A 23,671-nucleotide genomic window follows, 5' to 3' on the forward strand; every position below is an offset into this window, starting at 1 on the left:
TAAGTAGTTGATAGCTAGCACTATAGGAGAAATGATATGGTAGCCTCAGCGTACTCTTTCATGGCAACTACTTGGGCCAGTGAGGAGTGGAAGAAAACAGTTATCAGGCAAAGACTTGTTGAGTGGAGGAACCAGAACACGGTAACCAGAATTGAGAAACCAACTAGGCTGGACAGGGCAAGAGCTTTGGGATACAAGGCTAAACAGGGCATTATAGTTGCTAGAGTTAAGGTTGAGAAGGGTGGAATGGATAAGCAGAGACCAAACAGTGGTAGAAGACCCAAGAGGATGGGTGTTTACGGTTTCTCGCCCGCTAAAAGCCTTCAATTTATTGCAGAGGAGAAGGCTGCAAGGAAGTTCCCAGGTCTCGAGGTTCTTGGGAGCTACTACGTTGCTGAGGACGGCAAGTACAAGTATTATGAGGTAATCCTGGTGGATCCGCATAACCCTGTTATCATGTCCGATCCTCAATTTAGCTGGTTAAAGAACCCGGCCAATAGGGGAAGGGTATTCAGAGGTCTAACCTCAGCCGGCAGGAGAACCCGTGGACTTCTTAAGTCTCGCGGACTTAAGGGAACAATACACCACAAGATAGCTAGGAAGAAGAAGGAGAGAGAGCAGAAGAAGAGACATGAAGCAAGCACGTATTACAGGCTATCCAGATATGATAGAATTCCAGGCAAGTAAGGGACATGCGGGTTAACAGGATAACCGCCTCTGTATTTTTATATTCTACAGAAGATGAAAGTAAGGTTCTCAATGCACTTCTTTCACTTCTTGACGATCAGAAGGGAACCTCTATAACCAGATATGACGCAACTGGACACTACGGAGACTCCATTGTAACCTTCAAGGTTGAGCTAGAGGGTAAAGTTGCCAGCGAGGTCACTCAGAGGTTGCTCTCTAGACTGGATAAGGGAGACCTAATCTTCCTTTTATCAACAATTCAAAGTAGATCAGAGGGAAATAGAATATATCTTAGAATAGACAAGCAGGCCTTAATATCTCAGGGCAGGGTTTTATTAAAAGATGGGGACGATGTAATAAAAATAGTTATAAGTTTAAAGGATAACATTAAACAGTTTATGGAGGAATTGAAGCAACTTGCTAGTGGAAACATGTATACTAGATCCTAGGCTAGTGGAAGTTTCCAGGAAACTGGGATTTCAGCGGTATCTTGTTGAGACGAGAAAGGACCTGAGAGAAGAGGGGCTCAGGAGGAGGGTAACCTTGCAGGGAGATTCGAGGAGCGCCAGTCCAAATAACTCGATCGTCTTCTTCAGGCCCCTTTCCAGGGGACAATTGGTCAAAGCCCTGAATGATCCTGGGATTCACGGCATAAGCGTGGATAACGATAATTTCTATTTACTGAGGAAGAATCTTTTGAATTTATCTAAGAGTAAAGAGAAATTTATTGAGATCAGGTTGAGTAATTCATCTTCAAATGTTATTCGTAGAGCCATAGAGTGGGGGTATAAAGGTGCAAAGATAGTGTTCTCATCCTGCGCCTCTAGGATATCGGAGCTGTGGGCTCCCTTAAGCCTAGTGAATTATATAACGTTTCACGGAGCCTATATGGAGGACGTGATAAGCTGGGTCTATACAAATCCCTTGGAGTTGTTTCAGCTTGTATCAGACGATCCTTGACATGGTAATTGTGATATGGCTGTCAGGACTAACTGTGATACTTCTTACAAGCAAAAACGTCGTAGTGCTTAAGGGTAGACGTAAAATTGGTAAAAATAAGAAAAGATATATTGTTTTTAGAGTGGTGGGAGGGCAGGGCCAACTGACCAGTAAGGCCTTGGAAACCTCAGTCAGGGACGCTGTTAAGGAGTTTGTGGGGAGAATGTGGTTAGAGATCTCCGATCCTCACGTGATTTTTTACAGTCCCTCTACCATGAGTGGCATAATATCCACCAATAGGCTGGGCTATAGGGCAGTTCTGGCCTCCTTACCTCTTGTTAAATCCGTTGCCGGAATGGAGGTTCTCCTGGTACCCTTGAGGACAACCGGAAGTTTAAAAAAGGCCAAGAGCCTCATACGAACTGGATGATGACGCCGCTCCAGACTGCATGATGATGTTCCCTGCGACGATCTGATTATGACACTTTTATTAGCCTCTAGGTTTCGTATAAATTGATCATATATGGCTTTTGGACCAGCCGCAATGGGTTATGATAGGGCAATAACAATATTTTCGCCCGACGGCTCCTTATACCAAGTAGATTATGCCTTTGAGGCAGTAAAGAAAGGATGGACTACTTTGGGCGTTAAGACCAAGAACGCCGTAGTCATTTTGGGAGAGAAAAAGAAGGCGTCTCAGCTACTGGACGTTGACAGTATTGAGAAGGTTTTCCTTTTGGATGATCATGTGGGATGTAGCTTTGCAGGTCTAGCTTCAGATGGGAGGATACTCATAGATTACGCAAGGAATTCCTCACTTCAACACAGGCTAGTTTATGACGAACCCATTAGCATAGACTACCTGACCAAGTTAATATCTGATGTGAAGCAAATGTATACACAACACGGAGGAGTTAGACCATTTGGCGTGGCCCTAATAGTGGGAGGTGTTGACAGGGGGGTCACTAAACTATTCATGACCGAGCCCAGCGGGCAGTTCATGCCCTATCAGGCGGTAGCTATAGGACAGGGTGGATATAACGCTACTGATTATCTGGAGAAGAACTATAAGGAGGACCTAAGCGTTGAGGAGACCATTCTCCTTGCGTTGAACGCACTAAAGGTTACATTGAAGCCTGGAGAGAAGCTGGGCCCAGGAAACGTTGAGATAGGATTCGCCACTAGGGAAGGTCAATTCAGGAAGATGACTCTTGAGGAAAGGGCTAATTATCTTCAGAAAATCTAAGGTGATAAAAATATATGGGCCCAAAGGATTACGTCGTGGTGAAGTACGAGAGTCACGGGGAGAGATTCGAGATTTTAGTTAAGCCTAAGGAAGCCATGGAAATAAGGGAGGGTAAAAGCATATCCCTCTCCGATGTGGTTGTTTCCGACACCATTTACAAGGATGTGAAGAAGGGGTTAAAGGCCTCCCCATCTTCACTGAAGAAGGTTTTTGGAACCACGGACTTTGAAACAATTTCCAGGGAAATAATACTCAAGGGAGAAATCCCAATTACGGCAGAACAAAGAAAGGAGATGCTTGAGGCAAAGAGAAAACAAATAATTGATTTCATCCATAGGAACGCAGTTGATCCCAAGACCAATCTCCCCATACCACCGGCAAGACTGGAAATGGCGCTAGAGCAGGCGAGGGTGCAAATAGATATTAACAAGGAGGTTGAGGCTCAAGCCCTACAGATCATTCATGAATTGACCAGAATAATACCCATCAAAATTGCTAGGGCTCTTCTCGAGGTTAAGATCCCGCAAAGATATGCCGGTAAGGCTAAGCAACAGCTCAGCTCCCTGGGCAGTGTAAAGAAAACTATCTGGCTCGACGACGGTACATTGGTGGCTGAGATAGAAATACCGGCTGGAGCTCAACAAGATGTAATAGATAAGTTAAATTCTATAACTAAAGGCGAAGTAGAAGTTAGAGTACTTCAAGTGAAGTAAGATGTCCACAGAAAATAAAATATATCTACAGGACAGGACCGTGGTGGTCCCAGGCGATCTAATAGCTGAGGGCAATTTTCAAATACCATGGTCTCCATACATAATTAGGCAAGGGAACAAGTATTTCGCCTCAGTAATTGGAGTGGTTGAGGTAAAGGACTCCATCTTTGAAGTTATTCCTCTGGAAGGTTCACATTACTACCCAAGAATAGGAGACACTGTAATAGCTCTGGTGGAGGATGTGGAACTTTACGGCTGGACTACAGACATTAAGGCTCCCTATTCTGCTTATTTGCCCGCGTCTTCCCTTTTGGGAAGACCAGCTAACGTAGGTGAAGATCTTAGGAGATATATAGATGTAGGGGATTACGTGATTGCAAAGGTAGAGAGCTTTGATAGAACTAGCGATCCAGTTCTCTCAGTTAAGGGAAAGGGACTTGGGAGAGTATCCTCAGGTACAGTGATTGACATTCTCCCCGTAAAGGTTCCCAGGGTTGTGGGAAAGGGAAAAAGTATGTTGGAAACTTTGAGTACGGAGACCGGCTGCGACATTTTGGTGGCTCAGAACGGGAGAGTTCTGGCAAATTGTCCATCAAAGGAAAAGGAGAATATTCTCATAATGGCCATAAGAACCATAGAACGCGAGTCCCACACTAAAGGGTTGACTGATAGAATTAAAAAACTAATAAAAGAATCACTAGGTGATAAGAGTGTTACAAGTTCAGAAGCCCAAACTAATACTTGAGGATGGAAGAAGGCTTGACGGGAGGAAACCCGACGAATTAAGGCCTATGAAGATGGAGATAGGGGTACTAAAGAACGCCGACGGTTCATCTTTGGTTGAAGTGGGTAATACAAAGATCATAGCGGCTGTTTATGGTCCCAGGGAGATGCATCCCAGGCACCTAGCTCTTCCAAACAGGGCCACTCTAAGAGTGAGATATCATATGACTCCATTTTCCACTGATGAGAGAAAGAGTCCTGCACCCAGCAGAAGGGAGATAGAGCTCTCCAAGGTAATAAGGGAAGCACTGGAATCCTCCATACTTGTGGAACAGTTTCCAAGATCCTCCATTGACGTGTTCATGGAAGTAATTCAGGCAGATGCCGGAACCAGATTGGCCTCTTTAATGGCCGCATCTCTAGCAGTCGTCGATGCTGGAATACCGGTGAAGGATGTAATAGCAGCTGTGGCAGTTGGTAAGGCAGATGGGGTCGTGGTTCTTGACCTAAACGAACCTGAGGACATGTGGGGAGAGGCAGATATGCCAGTGGCTATGCTACCTTCATTGGGACAAATTACCCTCATCCAGCTTAATGGTAACATGACACAGCAAGAATTTAAACAGGGATTAGAGCTGGCGTATAAGGGCATTAACACCATTTATAACTTGGAAAAGGAAGTACTAAGGAGCAAATTCGCCGAAATTCACGAGGAGGGATCCTGACATGTCCATGACGCCAACCAACGAAAACGTAATTCCTTTGATAAAGAAGGAAAGCATAATCGCTCTCCTGGAGAGAGGAACCAGAAGCGATGGAAGGAAATTCACCGATTATAGGCCCTTATCCATTACTTTAGGTTACGCCAAGAAGGCAGATGGCTCGGCTCTGGTTAAGCTCGGAGACACCACCGTCCTGGCTGGAGTAAAGATAGAGGAGGATGAGCCATATCCCGATACACCCAATCAGGGTAACCTTGTGGTCAATGCTGAGTTGCTTCCCTTGGCCTATGAGACCTTTGAACCAGGGCCTCCAGATGAGAATGCCATTGAGTTATCTAGAGTTGTGGACAGGAGCCTAAGAGACTCTAAATCTGTTGACCTAACAGGGCTAGTTATAGAGCCAGGCAAAAAGGTCTGGACTGTGTGGGTAGACATTTCGGTTTTGGATTACGGGGGAAACGCTCTGGACGCATGTACCATTGCCGCTGTCGCCGCACTTTATGATGCCAAACTTCCCAGGGTAGTAAGGGAAAATGATACAATAATTATACAGAAAGAGGAAAAAACAACTCCACTTCCTATCAAGTACCCAGTTGTTACTGTTTCCGTGGCCAAGATAGGTAAGTTCCTTGTGGTGGATCCTGACCTGGAGGAGGAAGGCATAATGGACGCCAAAATATCATTTTCCTATATACCCAGCGGTAATATAGTGGGCATTCAGAAGTCAGGGGAAGGGAGTTTCAGTCAACAGGAGGTAGAGATTGCTGAGAGCATGGCGTCAGCTACAAGTCAGAAGCTACTAGAAGAGCTTAAAAATCTCATAGGAATTGGGAAAGGTGAGTCGTAATGCCATCCAAGAGGACTTCAAGGATAGCTGGCAGGTTTGGTGCAAGATACGGTTCCTCGTTGAGGAAGAAATGGAGCGAAATAATGGAGAAGAGATATGCAGATCACACCTGTCCAGTTTGTAAGACCACAGGAAAGGTCTACAGGATTGCGTCAGGAGTTTGGAGTTGCAAGAAATGTGGCAGCAAGTGGGCTGGTCAGGCCTATACACCGAGTTAGGATTGTGATCAGTAGCTCAAGGGATACGTCTAGCAGAACAAGGAGTTTTTTAAACTATTTGGAATACATTTTTCCCTTTTCTGTGAAGGTAAACAGGGGAAAAAGAAACCTAGAGGAAGTCTTTAGAATAGCAAGGGTATTGGGAGGAGAGTTACTCCTTCTTGTTAATGTTTTCAAGGGTAATCCCAGCTCTCTAGAGGTTTATGATGTGATATCTGGAGAAAGACTCTACCATTTTTTGATACAAAGTTTGAGGCTTAGAAGCGACTACGAAAAGATTTCGTTATATAATACTAGGCGCATATTATGCATAAGGGAAACTGAGTATGGATGCACCAAGGTGAACTCCCTTTTGATCGACCTAGGAGCTACAAGAACTCGCGAGTGCACAGTTCACGCTGAGGTAAAATTCGATAACGGCTGTAATGTGAGATTCGTTGATTCCATGAACAGGGAGATACTTTTCATGGGGCTAGCAGAATGATTGTTATCAATATTACATTGGATTCACTGGATCCGGAACTCAAAGACTTAATAAAAAATGCCTTAATTATAGAGGACGTGGATAGGGAATACGTTTCCATGAGCGACGATTCGATTATTATAAGGTGTGATAGTGTGTCTAGGTGTAGGGCTATAATGAATTCTTATATATTCTGGATCTACAGTGTGTTGAGTACTCTAAATGAGGTAGAATGAGATGGCAGAAAGAATTCCCCCTGAACTTCAAACCCAACTTTTAAAATTACAACAGTTACAAAGCCAGTTAGAGAGATTGACTTATGAGAAGAGCGTTATTGAGGGTGAGCTAAGAGAAGTTAACGAGGTTCTGAAGGAACTTGCAAATATACCCCAAGACTCACCTGTATACAAGATCGTTGGTAACCTTCTAATTAAGCAGGATAGGACTAATGTTCAAAACGAACTCAACGAGAGGAAGGAGTTATTGGAGCTCAAGAGCAGGACGTATCAGAAGCAAGAGGGGCTTCTCAGAAAGCAGTTTGAGGATCTGCAGAAGAAGGTCAACGAGCTCATTCAGAAATATTATCCGCAGGGCACACCCGGAGCTTCTCCTCCAAAGGCTTAATATTTTTAGTTTAGTGGACCGAAGAATATTGTTATGTTAAGAATTTACGCCGATAGTAGGGAGAAGCAGTCAGGAATTCCGGATCTGTTACGTGATCTCGGGGCTTTAGTCTTTTTACAGCAATTAACGGTGGGAGATTACATTGTAGCTGATGGCGTAGCGGTGGAAAGAAAGAACGTATTTGATCTCATGAACTCGGTTTTTGATAAGAGATTCTTTGATCAATTGAAAAGACTTAAAGACGTCTATTCCAGGGTGTTCATCCTCATCGAGGGAGATCTAGAAGGAGCCAAGGCTATCACCACTAAATGGAAGCTTTTCAATTCGGCCCTAGTTTCTGCCACCGTAGATTATGGCGTCAATATTCTGTACTCCGTGGATAAAAGGGAGTCAGCAGAGATTCTGGTTGCCTTAGCAAAAAGGTATCAAGAGATGAGGGTAGAGAAGCCTATAGTTCTTCATGATAAGCCAAAATTTGAAAGTTTAGATGAGATGCAACTTTACCTTGTTCAATCTCTGCCCAACGTGGGTGGAAAGATAGCACTAAGGCTGTTAACTGAATTTTCTACCATAAGAAACATATGTAATTCTAGCATAGCGGACTTGGAGAGAGTGATGAAGAGCAGGAAAAAAGCCGAACTTCTGTATAAAATATTTAACACGAAGTTTTCTGATAATTCGGAAAAGAAATCGGCGTCTCTGACAGATTTCGTTGAGGAATAATACGGACAACAGGTTGTGCATTTCAGGTCAAGAATGATATTACTAATAGCTGTGACGGTTTTACATTCAGGAATTGAACCGATGTGGTAAAAACGAATGATAACTTTCCTATAATCACACTTTAATACCTCTAGTTATAGTACTACATGTTTACGATACTAGGTGAGATATCTTGCCCAAATACAAGACATCAGAACAAGTTTTGAGCCTAATGAAGGATAGAACTAGGGTAAGGAATATCGGTATTATCGCCCACGTGGATCACGGTAAGACCACTACCAGCGATCAGCTACTGGCCGCCTCGGGTATAATTTCACCTAAGGTGGCTGGAGAGGCTCTAGCTTTAGATTATCTATCCGTGGAACAACAAAGGGGAATAACTGTTAAGGCGGCGAACGTAAGCCTCTATCACGAGGTGGAAGGTAAAGGTTACGTAATTAACCTGATTGATACCCCCGGACACGTGGATTTCAGCGGAAGGGTAACTAGGAGCCTTAGGGTATTGGATGGATCTATTGTTGTGGTGGACTCAGTTGAAGGAGTGATGACTCAGACCGAAACTGTCCTGAGACAAAGTCTAGAAGAGAGGGTTAGGCCAATTCTGTTCGTTAATAAGGTGGATAGGCTAGTTAAGGAGTTGAAGTTAGGTCCTCAGGAGATGATGCAAAAGCTGATGGATATCATTAAGGAGGTGAACAACCTCATTAACATATATGCCGAACCTGAACTAAAGGAGAAGTGGGCCATTAATCCAACCTTAGGTAACGTGGTCTTCGGTTCTGCCAAGGACAGATGGGGATTTAGCATACCAATGGCCCAGAAAAAGGGCATTAACATGAAGCATGTGATTGATGCTTACTCAACCACCGACAAGGCTAAGATTAACGAATTGGCGTCCCAGGTTCCTATAAATGAGGCACTTCTGGACGCAGTCATCAAGTTCGTACCAAACCCGGTAGATGCCCAGAAATATAGAATTCCTAAGATATGGAAGGGCGATCTAGACAACGAGTTAGCAAAATCCATGCTCAATGCAGATCCGAATGGCCCTGTAGTAATGATGATCACAGATATGAAGGTTGATCCGCATGCTGGTCTAGTCGCAACTGGTAGAGTGTTCTCTGGTACCATAAGGCCAGGTAGCGAGGTTTGGCTGGTTAACGCAAAGGCTCCCCAGAAGGTTCTACAGGTTAGCATTTACATGGGTCAATTCAGGGAGCTTGCAGATGAGATTCCAGCAGGAAACATTGCGGCAGTACTAGGCCTAGAGAGGGCCAGATCTGGTGAGACTCTCATTGATATAAGGTATAAGGATCTTCAGGGAAGCTTCGAGAAGCTCCATTACGTGTCTGAGCCAGTTGTAACCATAGCCGTGGAGCCCAAGAACCCCAAAGATTTGACCAAGATGATAGATGCGCTGAGGAAGTTGAGCATTGAGGATCCCAACCTTGTGGTTAAGATAAACGAGGAGACAGGAGAGTATCTCTTATCAGGAATGGGATTCCTCCATGTGGAGGTATCTTTACAGTTATTGAAAGACAATTATGGAGTGGATGTCGTTACAACACCGCCAATCGTGGTATACAGGGAGAGTGTAAGAAACAAGAGTCAAGTCTTTGAGGGTAAATCTCCCAACAAGCATAACAAATTCTACATTAGCGTGGAACCCCTTAATGATAAAACAATCGAGCTAATTTCTAATGGTACCATCAAGGAGGACATGGACTCTAAGGAAATGGCAAAGATTCTCAGAGATCAGGCTGACTGGGATTACGACGAAGCCAAGAAAATAATAGCGATTGACGAGAACGTTAACGTTCTCATAGATGCCACAAGCGGTGTTCAGCACCTGAGAGAGATAATGGATACAATGCTTCAGGGTTATAGGCTGGCAATGAGGGAGGGACCTCTAGCCCACGAACCCATCAGGGGAGTAAAGGTTGTCCTTCATGACGCCACGATACACGAGGATCCTGCACACAGAGGACCTGCACAGATATACCCAGCTGTGAGAAACGCCATATTTGCTGCCATGCTTATGTCTAAACCAACCCTCTTGGAACCGCTCCAGAAGCTGGATATCAGGGTCCCCATGGAGTTCGTCGGTAACGTTACTGCAGTCTTAAGCAGGAAGAGGGGCAAAGTGCTTAACATGACGCAGTCAGGAAGCGTTGCTAGGATTTTGGCAGAGATTCCTGTGTCAGAGTCCTATGAATTGGCCAGTGATCTCAGAGGCTCCACAGGTGGTAGAGCGTTCTGGGGGACTGAGTTCAGCAAATGGGCACCTGTGCCAGACAGCATCCTCACAGACGTAATCCTTAAGATCAGGGAGAGGAAGGGATTGCCCAAGGAATTACCCAAGGTTGAGGACTTCCTGTCGTGAATTGAGATGGAAGAATTCAACCCTTTCGCGGGCTCTAAGGCAATTCTCTTTGATTATGACAACACCCTAGTCAATTCTAAACCTGTTTTTAGGAAGGCCATTCAGGCCGTTTCCTCAGATATTTATAATTTCCTTAAGGATAACGGACAAACTCTTGTTTCCCCGGAACTACTTGAACAGAAACTTCTCCACATTTCAGAGAAGCTTGATTCCGAAGGAGTGTATGACAGAAACGTGTGGTGGATTGAGGTTTTAAAACAGATTGGAATAAGTGATATTGAGAAGGAGCAATTATTTGAGTGGACCAGTCTCTATTGGTCCATAGCCGGGGAGACTCTTCCCTTTGAAGACGCATTGGACATATTAACTTACCTCAAACAGAAGGGCTACAAAATTGGCCTCGTTACCAACAGTGATGGTGAGGGCGGGGATAAGAAGTCCAGGATAGCTAAGTTCCCCTTCATAGATAAGTTCGATGTAATAGTTATAGGTGGGGAAAATAACGTTAGGCCTAAACCCAGTGTTCAACCATTCATCCTAGCCTGTGAGGAACTTAAAGCCAAGGGAAATGAATGCGTAATGGTTGGGGATGATCCAGTTAAGGATTGCTTAGCTGCCAAAAAGGCTGGCCTCAAGAGTATACTCATAGATCGGGACTCGTCTGTGAAGTATCCGGAGCTGTACGCTGATTTCGTGGTTTCAAGTCTAAAGGAGCTAGAGGAGTTCCTGTAAATCCTCATATAACTGACTTAGATAAGCGTCCGTGACTTCTTTATCAAGTTCTGATCTATAACCTCTGAGGAACTCATTGTTCGCTCTTTCAATTGTTAGCGCAGGATTTCCCTCAGCGAACATGAATTCATACCTGGGAGACTTCCTTATGGCTACAATCTTATGAAATAGGGCGTATTCCATTTCTCCTGGTAATCCCATATATCTTCCCAGGTACCTAAGTAGATATCTAGCCTCCTTTGCCTCTCCGCGAAGATTGGTCAACAGGGCCTTAATCTCCGCGGATAGTAGAGAATAGTCACCTACAAGATCATTAATCAATTTTTCCAGAGAAAATTTGAAACTCGACGAGAGGACGCTTATCATCTTTACCAAGTCCACAGGCTGGGATGAAGGGAAGACTTGTCGTATACCCAGATTGGCTGATGGAATACCAGCCCTCAATAGCTCAAAGGATATGGAGGCTGGGCTAATTAGTTTCCCCTCCATACCCGGGTGTTTCATTCCAGGGGAGAGACTCAATCCCAGCGTATCGCTGAGCTCCACCGCTAGATGCCTATCAATAAACCTCTTTCCCAGTTGCCTAGCTACATAGGCCCAGTATAGGGAGGAAAATCCCGGCGCCCCGGACTCTATCCCCGACATGCAGAGGTATTCCCATTGATCAGGGTTGTTCTTCAGTTCTCTGAAAATTTTGGCAGAGGTCATCCATGCATTACTTCCGCTGAGCCATGTATCGTGGTTAGAGACGAGGAGGATCTTCTTGGATTGTTCTTTTCCATTCTTTATAGCATGGATCGAGTATGCATGCCCGATTCTCGCCTTTGCCTCAAGATTTATCTCCACCAGATTTCCTCTTTTAGGGTTGGCATTCCTCAATAGGATAAGGGGTAACGGAGGCTCGGAGGCCCCATCCTGTAGATAGGGAGGAGACACTGAGACTGTGCGGATTTTGGTTAATAGCACACCTTGACAACCAAACCTCTTTGCTAGAACGAGATTATAATACACGCTAGACTGGGACTCATCTCCGTTCACAAGGACTGTACCTTTCCCGCACTCTCTGGGATTCTCCACTATATGTCCCCTGATATAGGAGGTCGGCGAGTAGGGTAGTACCTGATGTTCAATCCTTTCACCGTTTATGATCACTAGGGAATGGTTAACCTCCCATGTCAATATCCTCTCTCTGTATACTTTCACTTCATCGCTCACATCCTCCAGTATCTCTCTCAGTTTCTCAACCCTTCTCCCTTCATTTTTGTCTCCCGCTAGACCATGCTCAATGCTCATTAGCCTAACCTTGGTAACTTATTCGATAGTTTACATGGACAGCTTAAATCAAGTTTTTGGGCGACCTGGAATATATGAAGTATTACTAGGTACTGCTGGCGTTTCTGATAATATTTCCCCGGTGGGGCTGAGACACTTCCAAGATTACAGGCTCAGGTTATACGGGGGATCCGTTACCTCAAGGAACATTACCGTGCATCCCTATTGCTCCATTCTGATAACCCAGGATCCGGTTCTCTTCTACGAGGGTCTGAATGGTAAATTGAAACCCACCTCATTCATGTACGGTCTCCCTGTGTTGAACGTTTCTTGCGTAATTATTGCAAAGTGCGATATACAGGTTCTAGGAAATCCTAGCGAATATTCGTTGCGTCCTCTGGAGTTTAAGGGAGAGTGCAAAGAAAGACCCTTTTCTAGGGGAGACAGCCTATTCGTGGATCTTCTGGTTCACCTTACAAGATTAGATATTCTGCCCCAAGAAAGAGACAAACTACTTGAAATTATCAGGTATGAAATAGGTGTGATTAAAAGAACAAGCCCCTATCTGGAGAAATATCTCGAGGAGATCTTGGACGTGGTTAGGTCAAAAGGATATAAGCTCGATTAGGTAAGCCATCCCATGTTCAAGGTTTCAGTGATCCCAGGGGATGGAGTAGGACCTGAAATATTTTTTGCCAGTAAAAAGATACTGGCGAAATTAGTAGAAATTTACTCTTTGCCTATAGAATTTATTGAAGTTGAGGCTGGAGACTCCGCTCAGGCCAAGTACGGTGAGGCATTACCGAAGGAGACGCTTAAGGTGATAGAGTCCTCAGATATGATACTGAAGGGACCTGTGGGGGAGTCAGCTATGGATGTAGTGGTTAGATTAAGGCAAATGTATGACATGTATGCCAATATAAGGCCAGCAAAGTCGCTTCCGGGTGTTCCCAACAAATATGGGAATGTGGATGTTTTGATTGTAAGGGAGAATACTGAGGACCTGTATAAGGGATTTGAGCATGAAGTCTCAGAGGGTGTAGCAGTAGGACTTAAGGTGATATCAGCCTCAGCATCTGTAAGAATAGCTAACGTTGCACTGGAATACGCAAAGAGGAGAAGAAATAAGGTGACCTGCGTTCATAAGGCCAACGTTATGAGGATTACGGATGGTTTGTTCGCAAGGTCATGCCGTTCCGTGCTGAAGGGTAAGGTAGAATATAACGAGATGTATGTGGATGCAGCTGCAGCCAATCTAGTGAAGGATCCTAACATGTTTGATGTTATAGTTACCACGAACATGTATGGGGACATATTGAGCGATGAAGCCTCTCAGATAGCTGGCAGCCTGGGATTAGCTCCATCAGCCAACGTGGGAGACAAGAAGTCACTCTTCGAACCCGTCCATGGAGCCGCGTTTGATATAGCAGGAAAGGGTATTGTAAACCCAACCGCCTTCTTACTTTCAGTCAGCATGATGCTGGAACGTATGTATCAGGTTAGTAAAGACCAGAGATACTTGCAGGCCTCCCAATCCCTTACCAACTCAATTTACCGGGTGTACAGCGATGGCAAAAGACTCACGCCAGACGTGGGTGGAAGTGCTAAGTTAAATGATATAGTAGACGAAATATATTCCAAGATAACATAGTGTTTTTAAATTCATACATTGAAATCCCTTTCGTGTCAGACTTATCTTCTGTGAAGCCCCTTCAATCAAAATTTGAACCTTTGAAGATAGAAAAGGAGGTTTCAGATTTTTGGACCGAGAAAAACGTTTACAGGACTCTGAAGGAATATAACGGAAAGTTTACCAAGAAATTCCTTTTCATAGATGGGCCGCCTTATCCATCTGCTCCCGTTCCCCACATAGGCACCATATGGAACAAGGTAATCAAGGACTCAATTCTGAGGTACAAAAGGCTCGAGGGTTACAGGGTTCATGATCAGCCCGGCTATGATACTCACGGTTTACCCATAGAAGTAGCTGTGGAAAAGAAGCTGAACATTACCCAGAAGAGGGACATTTATGATAAAGTAGGCGTTGAAAAATTCGTCCAGCTCTGCAGGGACTTCGCCCTTACTAACCTGAAGTCAATGTCGGAGAACTTCAAGAATGTTGGCGTATTTATGGACTGGGAAAACCCATATCTTACCCTTGATTCAACGTTTATTAGTAATTCTTGGGCCGTGATAAAGAGAGCTCATGAGAAGGGGCTACTGGCCAAGGACGTTCAGGTTTTGCATTGGTGCCCCAGATGTGAGACTACGTTGTCTGACTACGAAGTATCAGAGTATAAGGACATAGAGGATCCCTCCATATACGTTAAGTTCAGGATCTCGGGGACTCAGAACAAGTTCTTGATCATCTGGACTACGACCCCATGGACTCTACCCTCTAACGTTTTCGTTATGATAAACAAGGATTACAATTATGCTGAGGTAGAGGTTAACAATGAGGTCTACATAATCGCTGAGCAAAGAGTGGAGGCCGTAATGAAGGAAGCGAAGGTCCAGAAGTTCAAGGTATTGAGGACCTTCAAGGGAGAAGAGATTCTTGGACTTCGCTATGAGCATCCTTTGCGGGATCTGGTTCCCGCACAGCAAAGTATCGATCAGTATCACGTGGTAGTTGACGGAGGAGATAAGGTAACCTTAGAGGATGGTACAGGTCTAGTTCATTCTGCGCCAGGCCACGGTGATGTGGACTTCGAAGTGGGTAAGGCGAATGGAATGCCAGTGGTCATGCTTGTAAACGACAGGGGACATTTCACTGAAATGGCCGGTAAATACTCCGGTATGAATGTAAGGGAGTCTGCCAGCACCATCATCCAGGATCTGAGGGATAGAGGGGCACTTCTCTTTGCAGGCAAGATAGTTCATCGTTATCCAATTTGCTGGAGATGCAAATCTCCCCTGATATTAAGGGCAATAGATCAGTGGTTCATCAAGGTTACCAAACTGAAGAGCAAATTGCAGTCTGAGATAGAGAGGGTGAACTGGATACCCTCCTGGGGGAGAACTAGAATAGGTAACATGGTTGCGGAGCTCAGGGACTGGGTAATAAGCAGGCAAAGGTTCTGGGGTAATCCACTTCCCATTTGGGTATGCGAAAAAGGCCATGTGAATGTTGTTGGGAGCGTAGAGGAACTAAAGAAGGTAGCCCTAAACGAAGTTCCCAAGGACTTACATAAGCCTTGGATAGATAACGTAGTAATTCGTTGCGAGAAATGTGGAGCCAATGCCAAAAGAGTTCCGGACGTGGCAGATGTCTGGTTTGACAGCGGTGTAGCTTTCTTTTCCAGCTTGGGCAGTGACTGGGTGAATAAGTGGAGGGAACTGGGTCCAGTGGATTTGGTGCTTGAGGGTCATGATCAGCTCAGGGGCTGGTTCTTCAGTCTCCTCAGGTCCGGAGTGATACTGGATGATAGGGCTCCTTACGAGGCAGTACTGGTTCACGGCTTCATGTTGGACGAGCAGGGAAGGGAGATGCATAAGAGTCTAGGCAACTATGTGGAACCATCTGTAGTGATAGAGAAGTATGGAAGGGATGTATTGAGGCTCATGTTGTTAAAGAATACCACATGGGAGGACGTTAAGTTCTCAGAGAAGAACCTTGAATTGTCACAGAGGGATCTTCAGATAGCATGGAATGTATTCCTCTTCACCTCAATGTATATGAACTTAGACAACTTTAACCCCAGGGAGATGAGCTTAGATGAGGCACTGGAACAAGCTAGAGTGGAGGACAGGTGGATAGTCTCAAGATTTTACAATATGCGATCGAGAGTTCATGAGGCAATGAAGGATTACAAGGTCCACGAACTGGCCAATGAGTTAATGAGATTTATGATAGAGGATGTCAGCAGGTTCTATCTGAGGTTGGCAAGGAAGAGAGCCTGGGAGGAAGGATTGAATAAGGATAAACAGGCTCTCTACACCATACTGTATCATATATTGCGCGAATGGTTGATAATGGCCTCAGCAGTAATTCCATATTTTGCCGAGAAAGTTTATCAGAACTTTGTGGTTAATGACAAGAAACTGTCTGTTTCCATGGAGACCCTCGGGGATGTGAGGAGAGAGCTGATCGATAACGAGCTTGAGGCCTCTGTGGAGCTAATGAAAATAATAACGGAGGCTAGTCTGAACGCTAGGGCAAAGGCCAATATAAAACTCAGATGGCCAGTCTCAACTGCTCACATCTTCCTAAAGGATGGTAAACTGAAGGGTAAACTGGAGGAAAACAAGGAACTGCTAAAGACGTTACTCAACTCCAAGGAACTGAAGTTATACGATATGGCCAAGTTTTACGAGTTTAGTGAGCTGAATATATATCCTGACAAGGGAGCGATAGGAAAGGAGTACAAGAGATTATCTCCCAAGATTGTCCAATACGTGGAGAACAATAAGGATGTAATAGCCAGGGATATACTTGAAAAGGGTTTCCACACTGTCTTCATTGACGATACTGAGGTGAAACTTACCACATCACACCTGCGAATTACTGAGGAGGTGAAACCTGAGTACGCTAGCGGTTCCTTTGAGCTCGGAGTTGTCCTTATACCCAAGGAGATTGGGGGGAAGGAAGAGGAAGAGGGGATAGTGAGAGATGTGATAAGAAGAATACAGTATATGAGAAAATTGATGAACTTGAATGTAACTGACTACATCATTGTCAATATAGTTCCACCTCAAGACCGAGTTCAGTTACTGGAAAAGTACAGGGATTACATCTCCTCTGAGACTAGATCTAAGGAAATAGTTATAGGACAGCAAGGGGGAGATCAGATAAGTACGTGGGACATAGAGGGAGAAGAGTATATCATAGGCATAAGAAAGGTTTAGTAAATGTTCCCCTTCCCAAGGGCTCATCCGCTAAATGTGATAATATATCCTGAAATGTTTACTCTGAAAAATAATTTTACAGTTTTCACCTTAGAGGTCTCTGACGTAATAAGGGCGATGGTCGAATTCAGGGTTACAAAGCTTTACCTAGTTAGACGTGGCAATGATTCTATCTTGACGAAGATAAGGAAACTGATGATCTACTCCATGAAGCCTCCCTACCTGAAGAGGAACCTGAAGATGGATTCGGATCTGAGTAAAGTGGGTTTACTTCAACCTGTTAACACGCCCTACCACGCCGTGTCCAGCGTACCCGTGGAGGGAGAGATAAGGGTAGTGGAGAAGGGTAATACCGGTTTAGAAGGTTGTAAGGGAAAAGATGGGATCGTTCTGGTAGTCGATTCAAAGGAATGTAGAACCATAGGTTATTTTTCCCCGTTCTATGAAGGACCTTCACTTGAGGTTATCCCGGAGGGCGATATAGGTAAAATGAACAACGTTATCTTGGCCAGCAGATCCGGTCATGATCCCTTGGAGCATATTGGAGATCTAAAATCCATGTATCAAAGGCGAGGGCTAACCCTGCTGGTTGGACCGCCGGTCGGTGGTATAATGTCGTTATTTGGAGATATTCCTGCTTTTAATTTTATACATAAGCAAGGGGTCTCTGATGTTAGGTCTAAGGAAGCTCTGATAGGGAGCTTGGCCATACTAAATTCTATCTTAACATAGAGTGAAAAAGGAAGGAGGTTTCTGGACTTTCCTCTTCGTGGGCATTTTTAATCAGGTACCTTGAAGATAGGACCATCCCGCGTCTATGAGACTATTGGACATCAAATTTATTATTGGTCTTCGATCTGATGTGATAGGAGAAGGGGTATAGGATGGGACATAGAAAGTTATCCTCGCCAAGGAGAGGATCGGCCGGATTAAGGCCTAGAAAAAGATCGGAGGAGCTTTTACCATCTCCAAGATCTTATCCCGAATTGAACTTACCCAATCCCGTTGCACTAGGGTTTGTGGGGTATAAGGTGGGCATGACCCACATCTTCATGATAGATGAAGATAGGTCCTCGTCCATGTTCGGGAAGGAGATTTACGTTCCCGTTACAGTCCTGGAGACTCCCCCAGTTTACGTTTTAGCTTTGAGGGCGTATGGTTTGGACAGTAAGGGAGAGCACTCGGTCATAGGTGAAGTTTGGGGAGATCTGGGAGACTTTACTAAATTCGTCACAAGGAGAGTAAAGGGTCTGAAGGTACAGAAGGAGAAAACAGAGCAACAGTTGAAGAAAATTGAATCCAGCATGGATAACATCAGTTACTTTAGGCTTCTCATCTCAACCCAACCGCATCTTATCCCGGCCCTTAGCAAGAAAACTCCCGATCTGGTTGAGGTTCAGATAGGCGGTGGAAATCCTAAGAGCCAGCTGGAGTACGGCTTGAAGCTTCTCGGTAACACACTTTCAGTGAAGGATGTGTTTAAGGAGGGCCAGTTAATGGATATAATAGGAGTAACCAAGGGCCATGGGTTTCAGGGCGTGATTAAAAGGTACGGAGTACAGGAGTTACCCAGATGGCATAAGCATAGAAAGGGGAGTAGAAAGGTGGGAACTAAGGGTCCATCTTTAGGAACTCCAAGCTATGTTCCGCAACCAGGTCAAATGGGATTCCACAGGAGAACAGAATATAACAAGAGAATCCTAAAAATATCAGATGATACAAAGCTGATCAATCCCAAGGGTGGCTTTGTGAGGTATGGACTTGTAAAGAACACGTATCTCCTAGTTGAAGGATCAACTATTGGTTCCATTAAGAGACCACTCTTCCTGAGGTATCCCATTAGGCCTTACTCCACTCAACTTCCAGTTCCCAAAGTTACTTACATGGATGTGAATAGTAAGCAGGGGTGAAATAAATGTACACAATTCTTTTAGAAAAAACCGCAAAAGTATTAGATCTATCAGGAAATAAAGTAAAGGATATTCAATTACCTTCAATTTTCAGTTATCCGGTGAGGAAGGATCTCATAAGGAGGGCTTTTCATTCCTCCTTCACACAGGGTCTCCAGCCCAAAGGAAGGGATCCAATGGCTGGCAAGAGAACCACAGCGAAGAGCTTTGGTATAAACTTGGGTTTGGCTAGGGTACCACGTATCAGGGGAGCAGGTGAGGGTGCTCTAGCTCCCAATACAGTAGGTGGAAGAGCTGCTTTCCCTCCATCTACTAGGGAGAGGATAAAGGAAGAGATAAACGAAAAGGAAAAGAGGTTGGCTGTCTTGAGCGCTTTGGCATCTACGACAGTGAAGCAGATTGTTACGGAAAGGGGGCACAGGTTCAATGGCGATCTGCCCATTGTCATTGTTGATGAACTAGGAGGAGTTAAGAAGACAAGCGAACTCCAGGAGATTTTGGTTAAGTTAGGACTTGAAGAGGAACTGGAGAGAGCCTCTTATAAGAGGATAAGGGCGGGAAAAGGAAAGATGAGAGGAAGGAGGTATAAGCGTACTGTTGGACCATTACTCGTAGTTCACGACGCAAAACTGCCTGTAGTGGAGGCTGCGCTCAATTTGCCGGGTGTGGATGTCGTGTCAGCCAAGGATGTCAGCGTAATCCATTTGGCGCCAGGAGGTCATCCAGGCAGATTAGTAATTTATACCGAGTCAGCTCTAAAGGTTCTGCAGGATAGATTTAAGGGGCTGGTGAAATGATCAAGGAAAGTATTTCCACAGAGAAGTCCGTTAGACTCTTGGAGTCCAACAATACTTTAGTTCTAATAGTGGATAGGGAGGATAACAAATCAACCATAAAGAGGGAAGTGGAGAAGGCGTTTGGAGTGAAGGTGGAGAAGGTTAATACGGTCATTACTCCTAGGGGCGAGAAAAAGGCATATGTAAAGCTGGCGCCAGAATATAAGGCGTCTGAAATTGCCCAAAAGCTTGGGATTCTTTAGGTGATCTGAATGGGTAAGAAACTCTTACAACAGAGGGCAGGAAGAGGAAACATTAATTTTAGAAATCCTGGATGGCTTAGGGTAGGTAAGGTAAGGTATCCAAGCATATCGGGTCATCATATTGCTAAGGTTGTCGACATTCTACACAATCCTGGGATGACTCAGCCCGTGGCAAAGGTAAAGTTGGACAATGGAGTTCAGTTCTTCATACCAGCAGTTCAGGGATTAATTGCAGGTCAGAAGATAGAAGTTGGGGAGGGTTCTCCAGCATCCATGGGGAACATAGTCCCTGCCAAGGATCTTCCTGAGGGCGCCTATATATCCAATGCAGAGCTTCATAGAGGAGATGGAGGAAGGTATGCCAGAACGGCTGGATCCTATGCCATTGTTGTTGGTAAGTCAGAGGGCAAGGTCATTTTAAGAATGCCTTCAGGGAAGATAAAGGAAATTGATGAAAATGCGTTAGTTACTGTAGGGATAGTTGCTGGTGGAGGTGTTTCAGAAAAGCCTCTGCTCAAGGCTGGCAATAATTACTGGAAATATAAGGTCAAGGCTACCAAGTGGCCGGATGTCAGGGGTGTTGCCATGAACGTCGTGTCTCATCCACATGGAGGAGGTCTACATCAAAGCGTGAGCAGATCGAGTACCGTGGCTAGGAACACACCACCCGGTAGAAAGGTTGGACATATAGCTGCACGCAGGACAGGTAGGAGGGATAGAAAGTGAACTTAAATAATGCTGGAGGGGATGATCTCTAGATGTCAGTGGAGATTCCTGCTGAGTGGAAGAAGTTTAGGTATAGGGGTAGGTCTTTGGAGGAACTACTGAATATGCCAATGGATGATTTCATTAAGCTGCTACCTGCTAGGCAGAGGAGGTCCTTGAAAAAGGGCTTCACTCCTGCGGAGAGGTCCTTGATTGAGAAGATCAGAAAAACCAGGAGGGATTCGAAGACAGACAAGGCCATAAAGACTCACGTGAGAAGCTTGGTGATTCTTCCCGAGATGGTAGGCTTGAAGTTTGCGGTATATAACGGAAAGCAATTCGTTGAATTCCAGGTGGTCCCAGAGATGATAGGACATTACCTTGGTGAGTTCTCTATTCCAATCCAGAAAGTAGAACATGGAGAGCCGGGTCTAAAGGCTACAAGATCCAGCCTCTTTATGGCAATGAAAGGGTGATAACATGGCGTCGTGGAACTATCCAATTTTGTCCCTTGATGATAGTAGAACAGGTAAAGCTGTGGTAAGGAATGCACCAGTTTCCATAAAAGATCTCTACAACGTTTGCAAGGCTATCAGGGGGATGAACGTTAAGGAGGCTCAGGCTTTTCTTCAAAGGGTAATAGAGGAGAAGGAGGCCCTACCATACTGGAGATATAGCCACGGAGCTTCCCACAAATCAAATATCTCAAAGAAGTGGAAGGTTAAGAGCGGAAGATATCCCAAGAAGGCCATAAAGTACGTGATTAAAGCCCTTGAAAATGCGATGGCCAATGCGCAGGGGAAGGGACTAGATGAGGATAAATTGAAAATAGTTCATATAGCAGCCCACAAGGGCATAATTATAAAGAGGTTTCTACCAAGGGCCTTCGGAAGGGCGACAAAGAAATACAATAGGACCTCGCATATTGAGGTTATAGTTGGTGAGGTGTGAATTTTGGTTGATATAAAGAAATACTTTCTGCAAAAATCCATGACAAGAGTAATGGTAGACGAATTTCTGGCAAAGGAGTATTATAATGCGGAATACGCGGGTTCAGAAATTAGTAAAACTCCAATGGGAACTAGAGTAACGATCTATGCGGGCAGGCCAGCTATCATTATAGGTAAGGACGGAAAGACCATAAAGAGGTTAGCCCAGATATTAGAGAAGTACTTTAACCTGGAAAACCCGCAAATTACAGTTACTCAGCCTGAGAAACCTGAGTTAAACGCTAGGGTCATGGCCTTCAGGTTAGCCGTAACTCTCGAGAAGGGATATCATTTCAGGAGAGCTGCCTTCATAACAATAAGGAAGATCATGAATGCTGGAGCCCTAGGTGCTGAGGTTATCGTTAGCGGAAAGATTACATCAGAGAGAGCAAAGTTCGAAAAGCTGAAAGAAGGGATAGTGTACAAGACCGGTAACAATCTTGATGTAATGGTTGACAGGGCAATAGCAATAGCTACGCTTAAGATGGGAATATACGGTGTCGAGGTTGTTATAACTAAGCCATTGAGAACCATAGATAAGATATCTCTCAAACAGCCCTCTGAGGCAGGTGCGACTGGGGAAACTGGCGAAATCAGAGTTACTAATGTGAGAATAATAGATGAGACCCAGAACGTTAAACCGGAGGAACAACAAAGAGGTGAAGGGGGAAATGACCAAGAGAGTCAATGAGCTTAGGAATTTGGGAGAAGAGGAATTAAAGAAACGCCTTGAGGAGCTCAAATCTGACCTACTTAAGAGAAAAGCAGAGGCAAGAATGGGGACTCTTAAGAATACATCCTCTATAAAGAATATTAGAAAGGATATAGCACGTATTTATACTATTCTCTCTGAAAAAAAGAGAAATGAGAAAAAATAAGTTTTTAGAATATGATCTAATTGGGAAGAGAGTGAGAATAGTTACTCACTCCGACCCATCCTTGGTAGGTAAAGAAGGGGTAATAATTCTAGAAACTGAGAAAACACTTGTAGTCGATACAGGAGATTCAACCATTTCTGTGTACAAACCCAACGGAATTTATGAGATAGATTTTAAAAGACGTCGATTAAGTATATGTGGCGACGCCTTGATAGGTAAGCCGATAAAGAGGTTGAGGTGATTTCATGTCTCAAGTAAAAACAAAAAACGTGGGCATTCCAGGTGTCACTCCCCCTAGCAGGGAGTGCGAGGACGAGGATTGCCCATTCCATGGGAGTTTAAGGGTGAGGGGTACCTTAATAGAGGGTATCCTTGTGAAGAACAGGGCACCCAAGATGGGTGTAGTGGAGAGAACCTATCTGTTCTACGATCATAAATACAAGAGGTATGAAAGGAGAACCAGCAGGATACATGCTAGAGTTCCCAGTTGCCTTGACGTTAAGGAGGGGGATAGAGTTATAATAGGGGAAACAAGACCCCTATCCAAGTCCGTTTCTTTCGTGGTTTTAGGTAAGAGGTGAAGGTGAATGCCAGAAAAGATGCAGGTATTAGGGTCCAGAAAGGGGTTAACTCCTGCTGTTCAAAACTACACCATGGTGAACGTGTCAGATAACAGTGGAGCCAAAGAGGCCATGATCATTAGTGTGTTCGGATACAGGGGAGCTTTGAGGAGGGTTCCCTACGCCAACGTGGGCGACCTAGTTATGGTGTCCGTAAGGAAGGGAACTCCAGATGTCAGGAAGCAAAAGTTTAAGGCTGTGGTAATTAGGCAAAGAATGCCCTTCAGAAGGCCAGACGGTACTTGGATCTCCTTTGACGATAACGCTGTGGTGATTGTTAATCCAGACGGTACGGCAAAGGGAACAGAGATTAGGGGTCCCGTTGCGAGGGAAGCCGCTGAAAGGTGGCCCAAGGTGGCTAGCCTAGCTACCCTGATTGTTTAGGTGATC

The 23,671-nt window shown here is 44.6% G+C and carries 31 protein-coding genes; 30 read left to right on the forward strand and 1 reads right to left on the reverse strand.

Annotation, left to right across the window (positions count from 1 at the left end; genetic code table 11):
* The first annotated feature begins 36 nt into the window (after nt 1–36).
* The 15 genes from QVC96_RS03175 (at nt 37) to QVC96_RS03245 (ending at nt 11,020) form a co-directional block, all read left to right on the forward strand.
* Nucleotides 37–687 carry a 50S ribosomal protein L15e gene (locus QVC96_RS03175; RefSeq protein WP_287689895.1) on the forward strand — a complete coding sequence of 217 codons (651 nt, stop codon included), beginning with the start codon at nt 37–39 and terminating at the stop codon, nt 685–687.
* Nucleotides 688–692: 5 nt separating this feature from the next.
* Nucleotides 693–1,136, forward strand: coding sequence for an RNA-binding protein (locus QVC96_RS03180; protein WP_238024632.1), 444 nt, complete (start codon nt 693–695; stop codon nt 1,134–1,136).
* Nucleotides 1,105–1,647: a hypothetical protein gene (locus QVC96_RS03185; protein WP_238024631.1), complete on the forward strand. Its 543-nt coding sequence runs from the start codon at nt 1,105–1,107 to the stop codon at nt 1,645–1,647. The genes QVC96_RS03180 and QVC96_RS03185 overlap by 32 nt, the downstream gene beginning before the upstream one ends.
* Entirely contained in the window at nt 1,628–2,056 is a 429-nt protein-coding gene (locus tag QVC96_RS03190) for an Rpp14/Pop5 family protein (protein WP_238024630.1), read from the forward strand. Before QVC96_RS03185 ends, QVC96_RS03190 begins: the two co-directional genes overlap by 20 nt.
* A gap of 93 nt (nt 2,057–2,149) precedes the next feature.
* Nucleotides 2,150–2,872 (forward strand): archaeal proteasome endopeptidase complex subunit alpha, encoded by a 723-nt coding sequence (gene psmA / locus QVC96_RS03195; protein WP_238024629.1) that lies wholly within the window; start codon nt 2,150–2,152, stop codon nt 2,870–2,872.
* Nucleotides 2,873–2,886: 14 nt separating this feature from the next.
* Nucleotides 2,887–3,585 carry a ribosome assembly factor SBDS gene (locus QVC96_RS03200; protein ID WP_238024628.1) on the forward strand — a complete coding sequence of 233 codons (699 nt, stop codon included), beginning with the start codon at nt 2,887–2,889 and terminating at the stop codon, nt 3,583–3,585.
* 1 nt (nt 3,586) lies between these two features.
* Entirely contained in the window at nt 3,587–4,330 is a 744-nt protein-coding gene (rrp4, locus tag QVC96_RS03205; protein WP_238024627.1) for an exosome complex RNA-binding protein Rrp4, read from the forward strand.
* Nucleotides 4,296–5,033 carry an exosome complex exonuclease Rrp41 gene (gene rrp41 / locus QVC96_RS03210; protein ID WP_238024626.1) on the forward strand — a complete coding sequence of 246 codons (738 nt, stop codon included), beginning with the start codon at nt 4,296–4,298 and terminating at the stop codon, nt 5,031–5,033. The genes rrp4 and rrp41 overlap by 35 nt, the downstream gene beginning before the upstream one ends.
* A gap of 1 nt (nt 5,034) precedes the next feature.
* Nucleotides 5,035–5,877, forward strand: coding sequence for an exosome complex protein Rrp42 (rrp42, locus tag QVC96_RS03215; RefSeq protein WP_238024625.1), 843 nt, complete (start codon nt 5,035–5,037; stop codon nt 5,875–5,877).
* Nucleotides 5,877–6,095, forward strand: coding sequence for a 50S ribosomal protein L37ae (locus QVC96_RS03220; RefSeq protein WP_238024624.1), 219 nt, complete (start codon nt 5,877–5,879; stop codon nt 6,093–6,095). Before rrp42 ends, QVC96_RS03220 begins: the two co-directional genes overlap by 1 nt.
* 82 nt (nt 6,096–6,177) lie before the next feature.
* A complete protein-coding gene (locus QVC96_RS03225; RefSeq protein ID WP_287689896.1) occupies nt 6,178–6,579 on the forward strand; it encodes a hypothetical protein in 402 nt (133 codons plus the stop codon).
* Between the two features lie 216 nt (nt 6,580–6,795).
* Complete coding sequence (locus tag QVC96_RS03230) at nt 6,796–7,182, forward strand: prefoldin subunit beta (protein WP_287689897.1); 387 nt, start codon at nt 6,796–6,798, stop codon at nt 7,180–7,182.
* Nucleotides 7,183–7,215: 33 nt separating this feature from the next.
* Nucleotides 7,216–7,905, forward strand: coding sequence for a 3'-flap repair endonuclease Xpf (gene xpf / locus QVC96_RS03235; RefSeq protein ID WP_287689898.1), 690 nt, complete (start codon nt 7,216–7,218; stop codon nt 7,903–7,905).
* A gap of 172 nt (nt 7,906–8,077) precedes the next feature.
* Entirely contained in the window at nt 8,078–10,288 is a 2,211-nt protein-coding gene (locus QVC96_RS03240; protein ID WP_238024620.1) for an elongation factor EF-2, read from the forward strand.
* Nucleotides 10,289–10,294: 6 nt separating this feature from the next.
* Nucleotides 10,295–11,020: an HAD family hydrolase gene (locus tag QVC96_RS03245; protein WP_287689899.1), complete on the forward strand. Its 726-nt coding sequence runs from the start codon at nt 10,295–10,297 to the stop codon at nt 11,018–11,020.
* Here the strand turns inward: QVC96_RS03245 and QVC96_RS03250 are convergent.
* Nucleotides 11,003–12,313: a hypothetical protein gene (locus QVC96_RS03250; RefSeq protein ID WP_287689900.1), complete on the reverse strand. Its 1,311-nt coding sequence runs from the start codon at nt 12,311–12,313 to the stop codon at nt 11,003–11,005. The genes QVC96_RS03245 and QVC96_RS03250 overlap by 18 nt on opposite strands.
* Before the next feature lie 34 nt (nt 12,314–12,347).
* Between QVC96_RS03250 and QVC96_RS03255 the strand changes: the two genes are divergently transcribed.
* From QVC96_RS03255 to QVC96_RS03325, 15 genes are all read left to right on the forward strand, one after another.
* Nucleotides 12,348–12,920 (forward strand): DUF447 domain-containing protein, encoded by a 573-nt coding sequence (locus QVC96_RS03255; protein ID WP_287689901.1) that lies wholly within the window; start codon nt 12,348–12,350, stop codon nt 12,918–12,920.
* Between the two features lie 12 nt (nt 12,921–12,932).
* Nucleotides 12,933–13,943 carry an isocitrate/isopropylmalate family dehydrogenase gene (locus QVC96_RS03260; protein ID WP_287689902.1) on the forward strand — a complete coding sequence of 337 codons (1,011 nt, stop codon included), beginning with the start codon at nt 12,933–12,935 and terminating at the stop codon, nt 13,941–13,943.
* 50 nt (nt 13,944–13,993) lie between these two features.
* A complete protein-coding gene (ileS, locus tag QVC96_RS03265; RefSeq protein ID WP_287690409.1) occupies nt 13,994–17,140 on the forward strand; it encodes an isoleucine--tRNA ligase in 3,147 nt (1,048 codons plus the stop codon).
* Between the two features lie 117 nt (nt 17,141–17,257).
* A complete protein-coding gene (locus QVC96_RS03270; protein ID WP_287689903.1) occupies nt 17,258–17,872 on the forward strand; it encodes a hypothetical protein in 615 nt (204 codons plus the stop codon).
* Nucleotides 17,873–18,024: 152 nt separating this feature from the next.
* Nucleotides 18,025–19,050 (forward strand): 50S ribosomal protein L3, encoded by a 1,026-nt coding sequence (locus QVC96_RS03275; protein ID WP_287689904.1) that lies wholly within the window; start codon nt 18,025–18,027, stop codon nt 19,048–19,050.
* Between the two features lie 5 nt (nt 19,051–19,055).
* On the forward strand, nt 19,056–19,847 hold the full coding sequence (rpl4p, locus tag QVC96_RS03280) for a 50S ribosomal protein L4 (RefSeq protein WP_287689905.1): 792 nt from the start codon (nt 19,056–19,058) through the stop codon (nt 19,845–19,847).
* Nucleotides 19,844–20,089 carry a 50S ribosomal protein L23 gene (locus QVC96_RS03285; protein ID WP_238024612.1) on the forward strand — a complete coding sequence of 82 codons (246 nt, stop codon included), beginning with the start codon at nt 19,844–19,846 and terminating at the stop codon, nt 20,087–20,089. The genes rpl4p and QVC96_RS03285 overlap by 4 nt, the downstream gene beginning before the upstream one ends.
* Before the next feature lie 9 nt (nt 20,090–20,098).
* A complete protein-coding gene (locus QVC96_RS03290; protein ID WP_287689906.1) occupies nt 20,099–20,815 on the forward strand; it encodes a 50S ribosomal protein L2 in 717 nt (238 codons plus the stop codon).
* A gap of 32 nt (nt 20,816–20,847) precedes the next feature.
* A complete protein-coding gene (locus tag QVC96_RS03295) occupies nt 20,848–21,270 on the forward strand; it encodes a 30S ribosomal protein S19 (protein ID WP_238024610.1) in 423 nt (140 codons plus the stop codon).
* A 4-nt stretch (nt 21,271–21,274) separates the two neighbouring features.
* Complete coding sequence (locus tag QVC96_RS03300) at nt 21,275–21,745, forward strand: 50S ribosomal protein L22 (protein WP_238024609.1); 471 nt, start codon at nt 21,275–21,277, stop codon at nt 21,743–21,745.
* A gap of 3 nt (nt 21,746–21,748) precedes the next feature.
* Nucleotides 21,749–22,474, forward strand: a complete 726-nt coding sequence (locus QVC96_RS03305; RefSeq protein ID WP_287689907.1) for a 30S ribosomal protein S3 — start codon at nt 21,749–21,751, stop codon at nt 22,472–22,474.
* Nucleotides 22,455–22,661: a 50S ribosomal protein L29 gene (gene rpmC / locus QVC96_RS03310; RefSeq protein ID WP_238024607.1), complete on the forward strand. Its 207-nt coding sequence runs from the start codon at nt 22,455–22,457 to the stop codon at nt 22,659–22,661. Before QVC96_RS03305 ends, rpmC begins: the two co-directional genes overlap by 20 nt.
* Complete coding sequence (locus QVC96_RS03315) at nt 22,648–22,902, forward strand: ribonuclease P protein component 1 (RefSeq protein ID WP_287689908.1); 255 nt, start codon at nt 22,648–22,650, stop codon at nt 22,900–22,902. The genes rpmC and QVC96_RS03315 overlap by 14 nt, the downstream gene beginning before the upstream one ends.
* A gap of 4 nt (nt 22,903–22,906) precedes the next feature.
* A complete protein-coding gene (locus tag QVC96_RS03320; protein ID WP_238024605.1) occupies nt 22,907–23,242 on the forward strand; it encodes a 30S ribosomal protein S17 in 336 nt (111 codons plus the stop codon).
* A gap of 6 nt (nt 23,243–23,248) precedes the next feature.
* The gene (locus QVC96_RS03325) at nt 23,249–23,665 is read left to right on the forward strand and encodes a 50S ribosomal protein L14 (RefSeq protein WP_238024604.1); all 417 of its coding nucleotides are present in this window, start codon (nt 23,249–23,251) and stop codon (nt 23,663–23,665) included.
* Nucleotides 23,666–23,671 lie beyond the last annotated feature (6 nt).

It is taken from the genome of Metallosphaera javensis (ex Sakai et al. 2022) (assembly GCA_021654415.1).
GTDB lineage: Archaea > Thermoproteota > Thermoprotei_A > Sulfolobales > Sulfolobaceae > Metallosphaera > Metallosphaera javensis.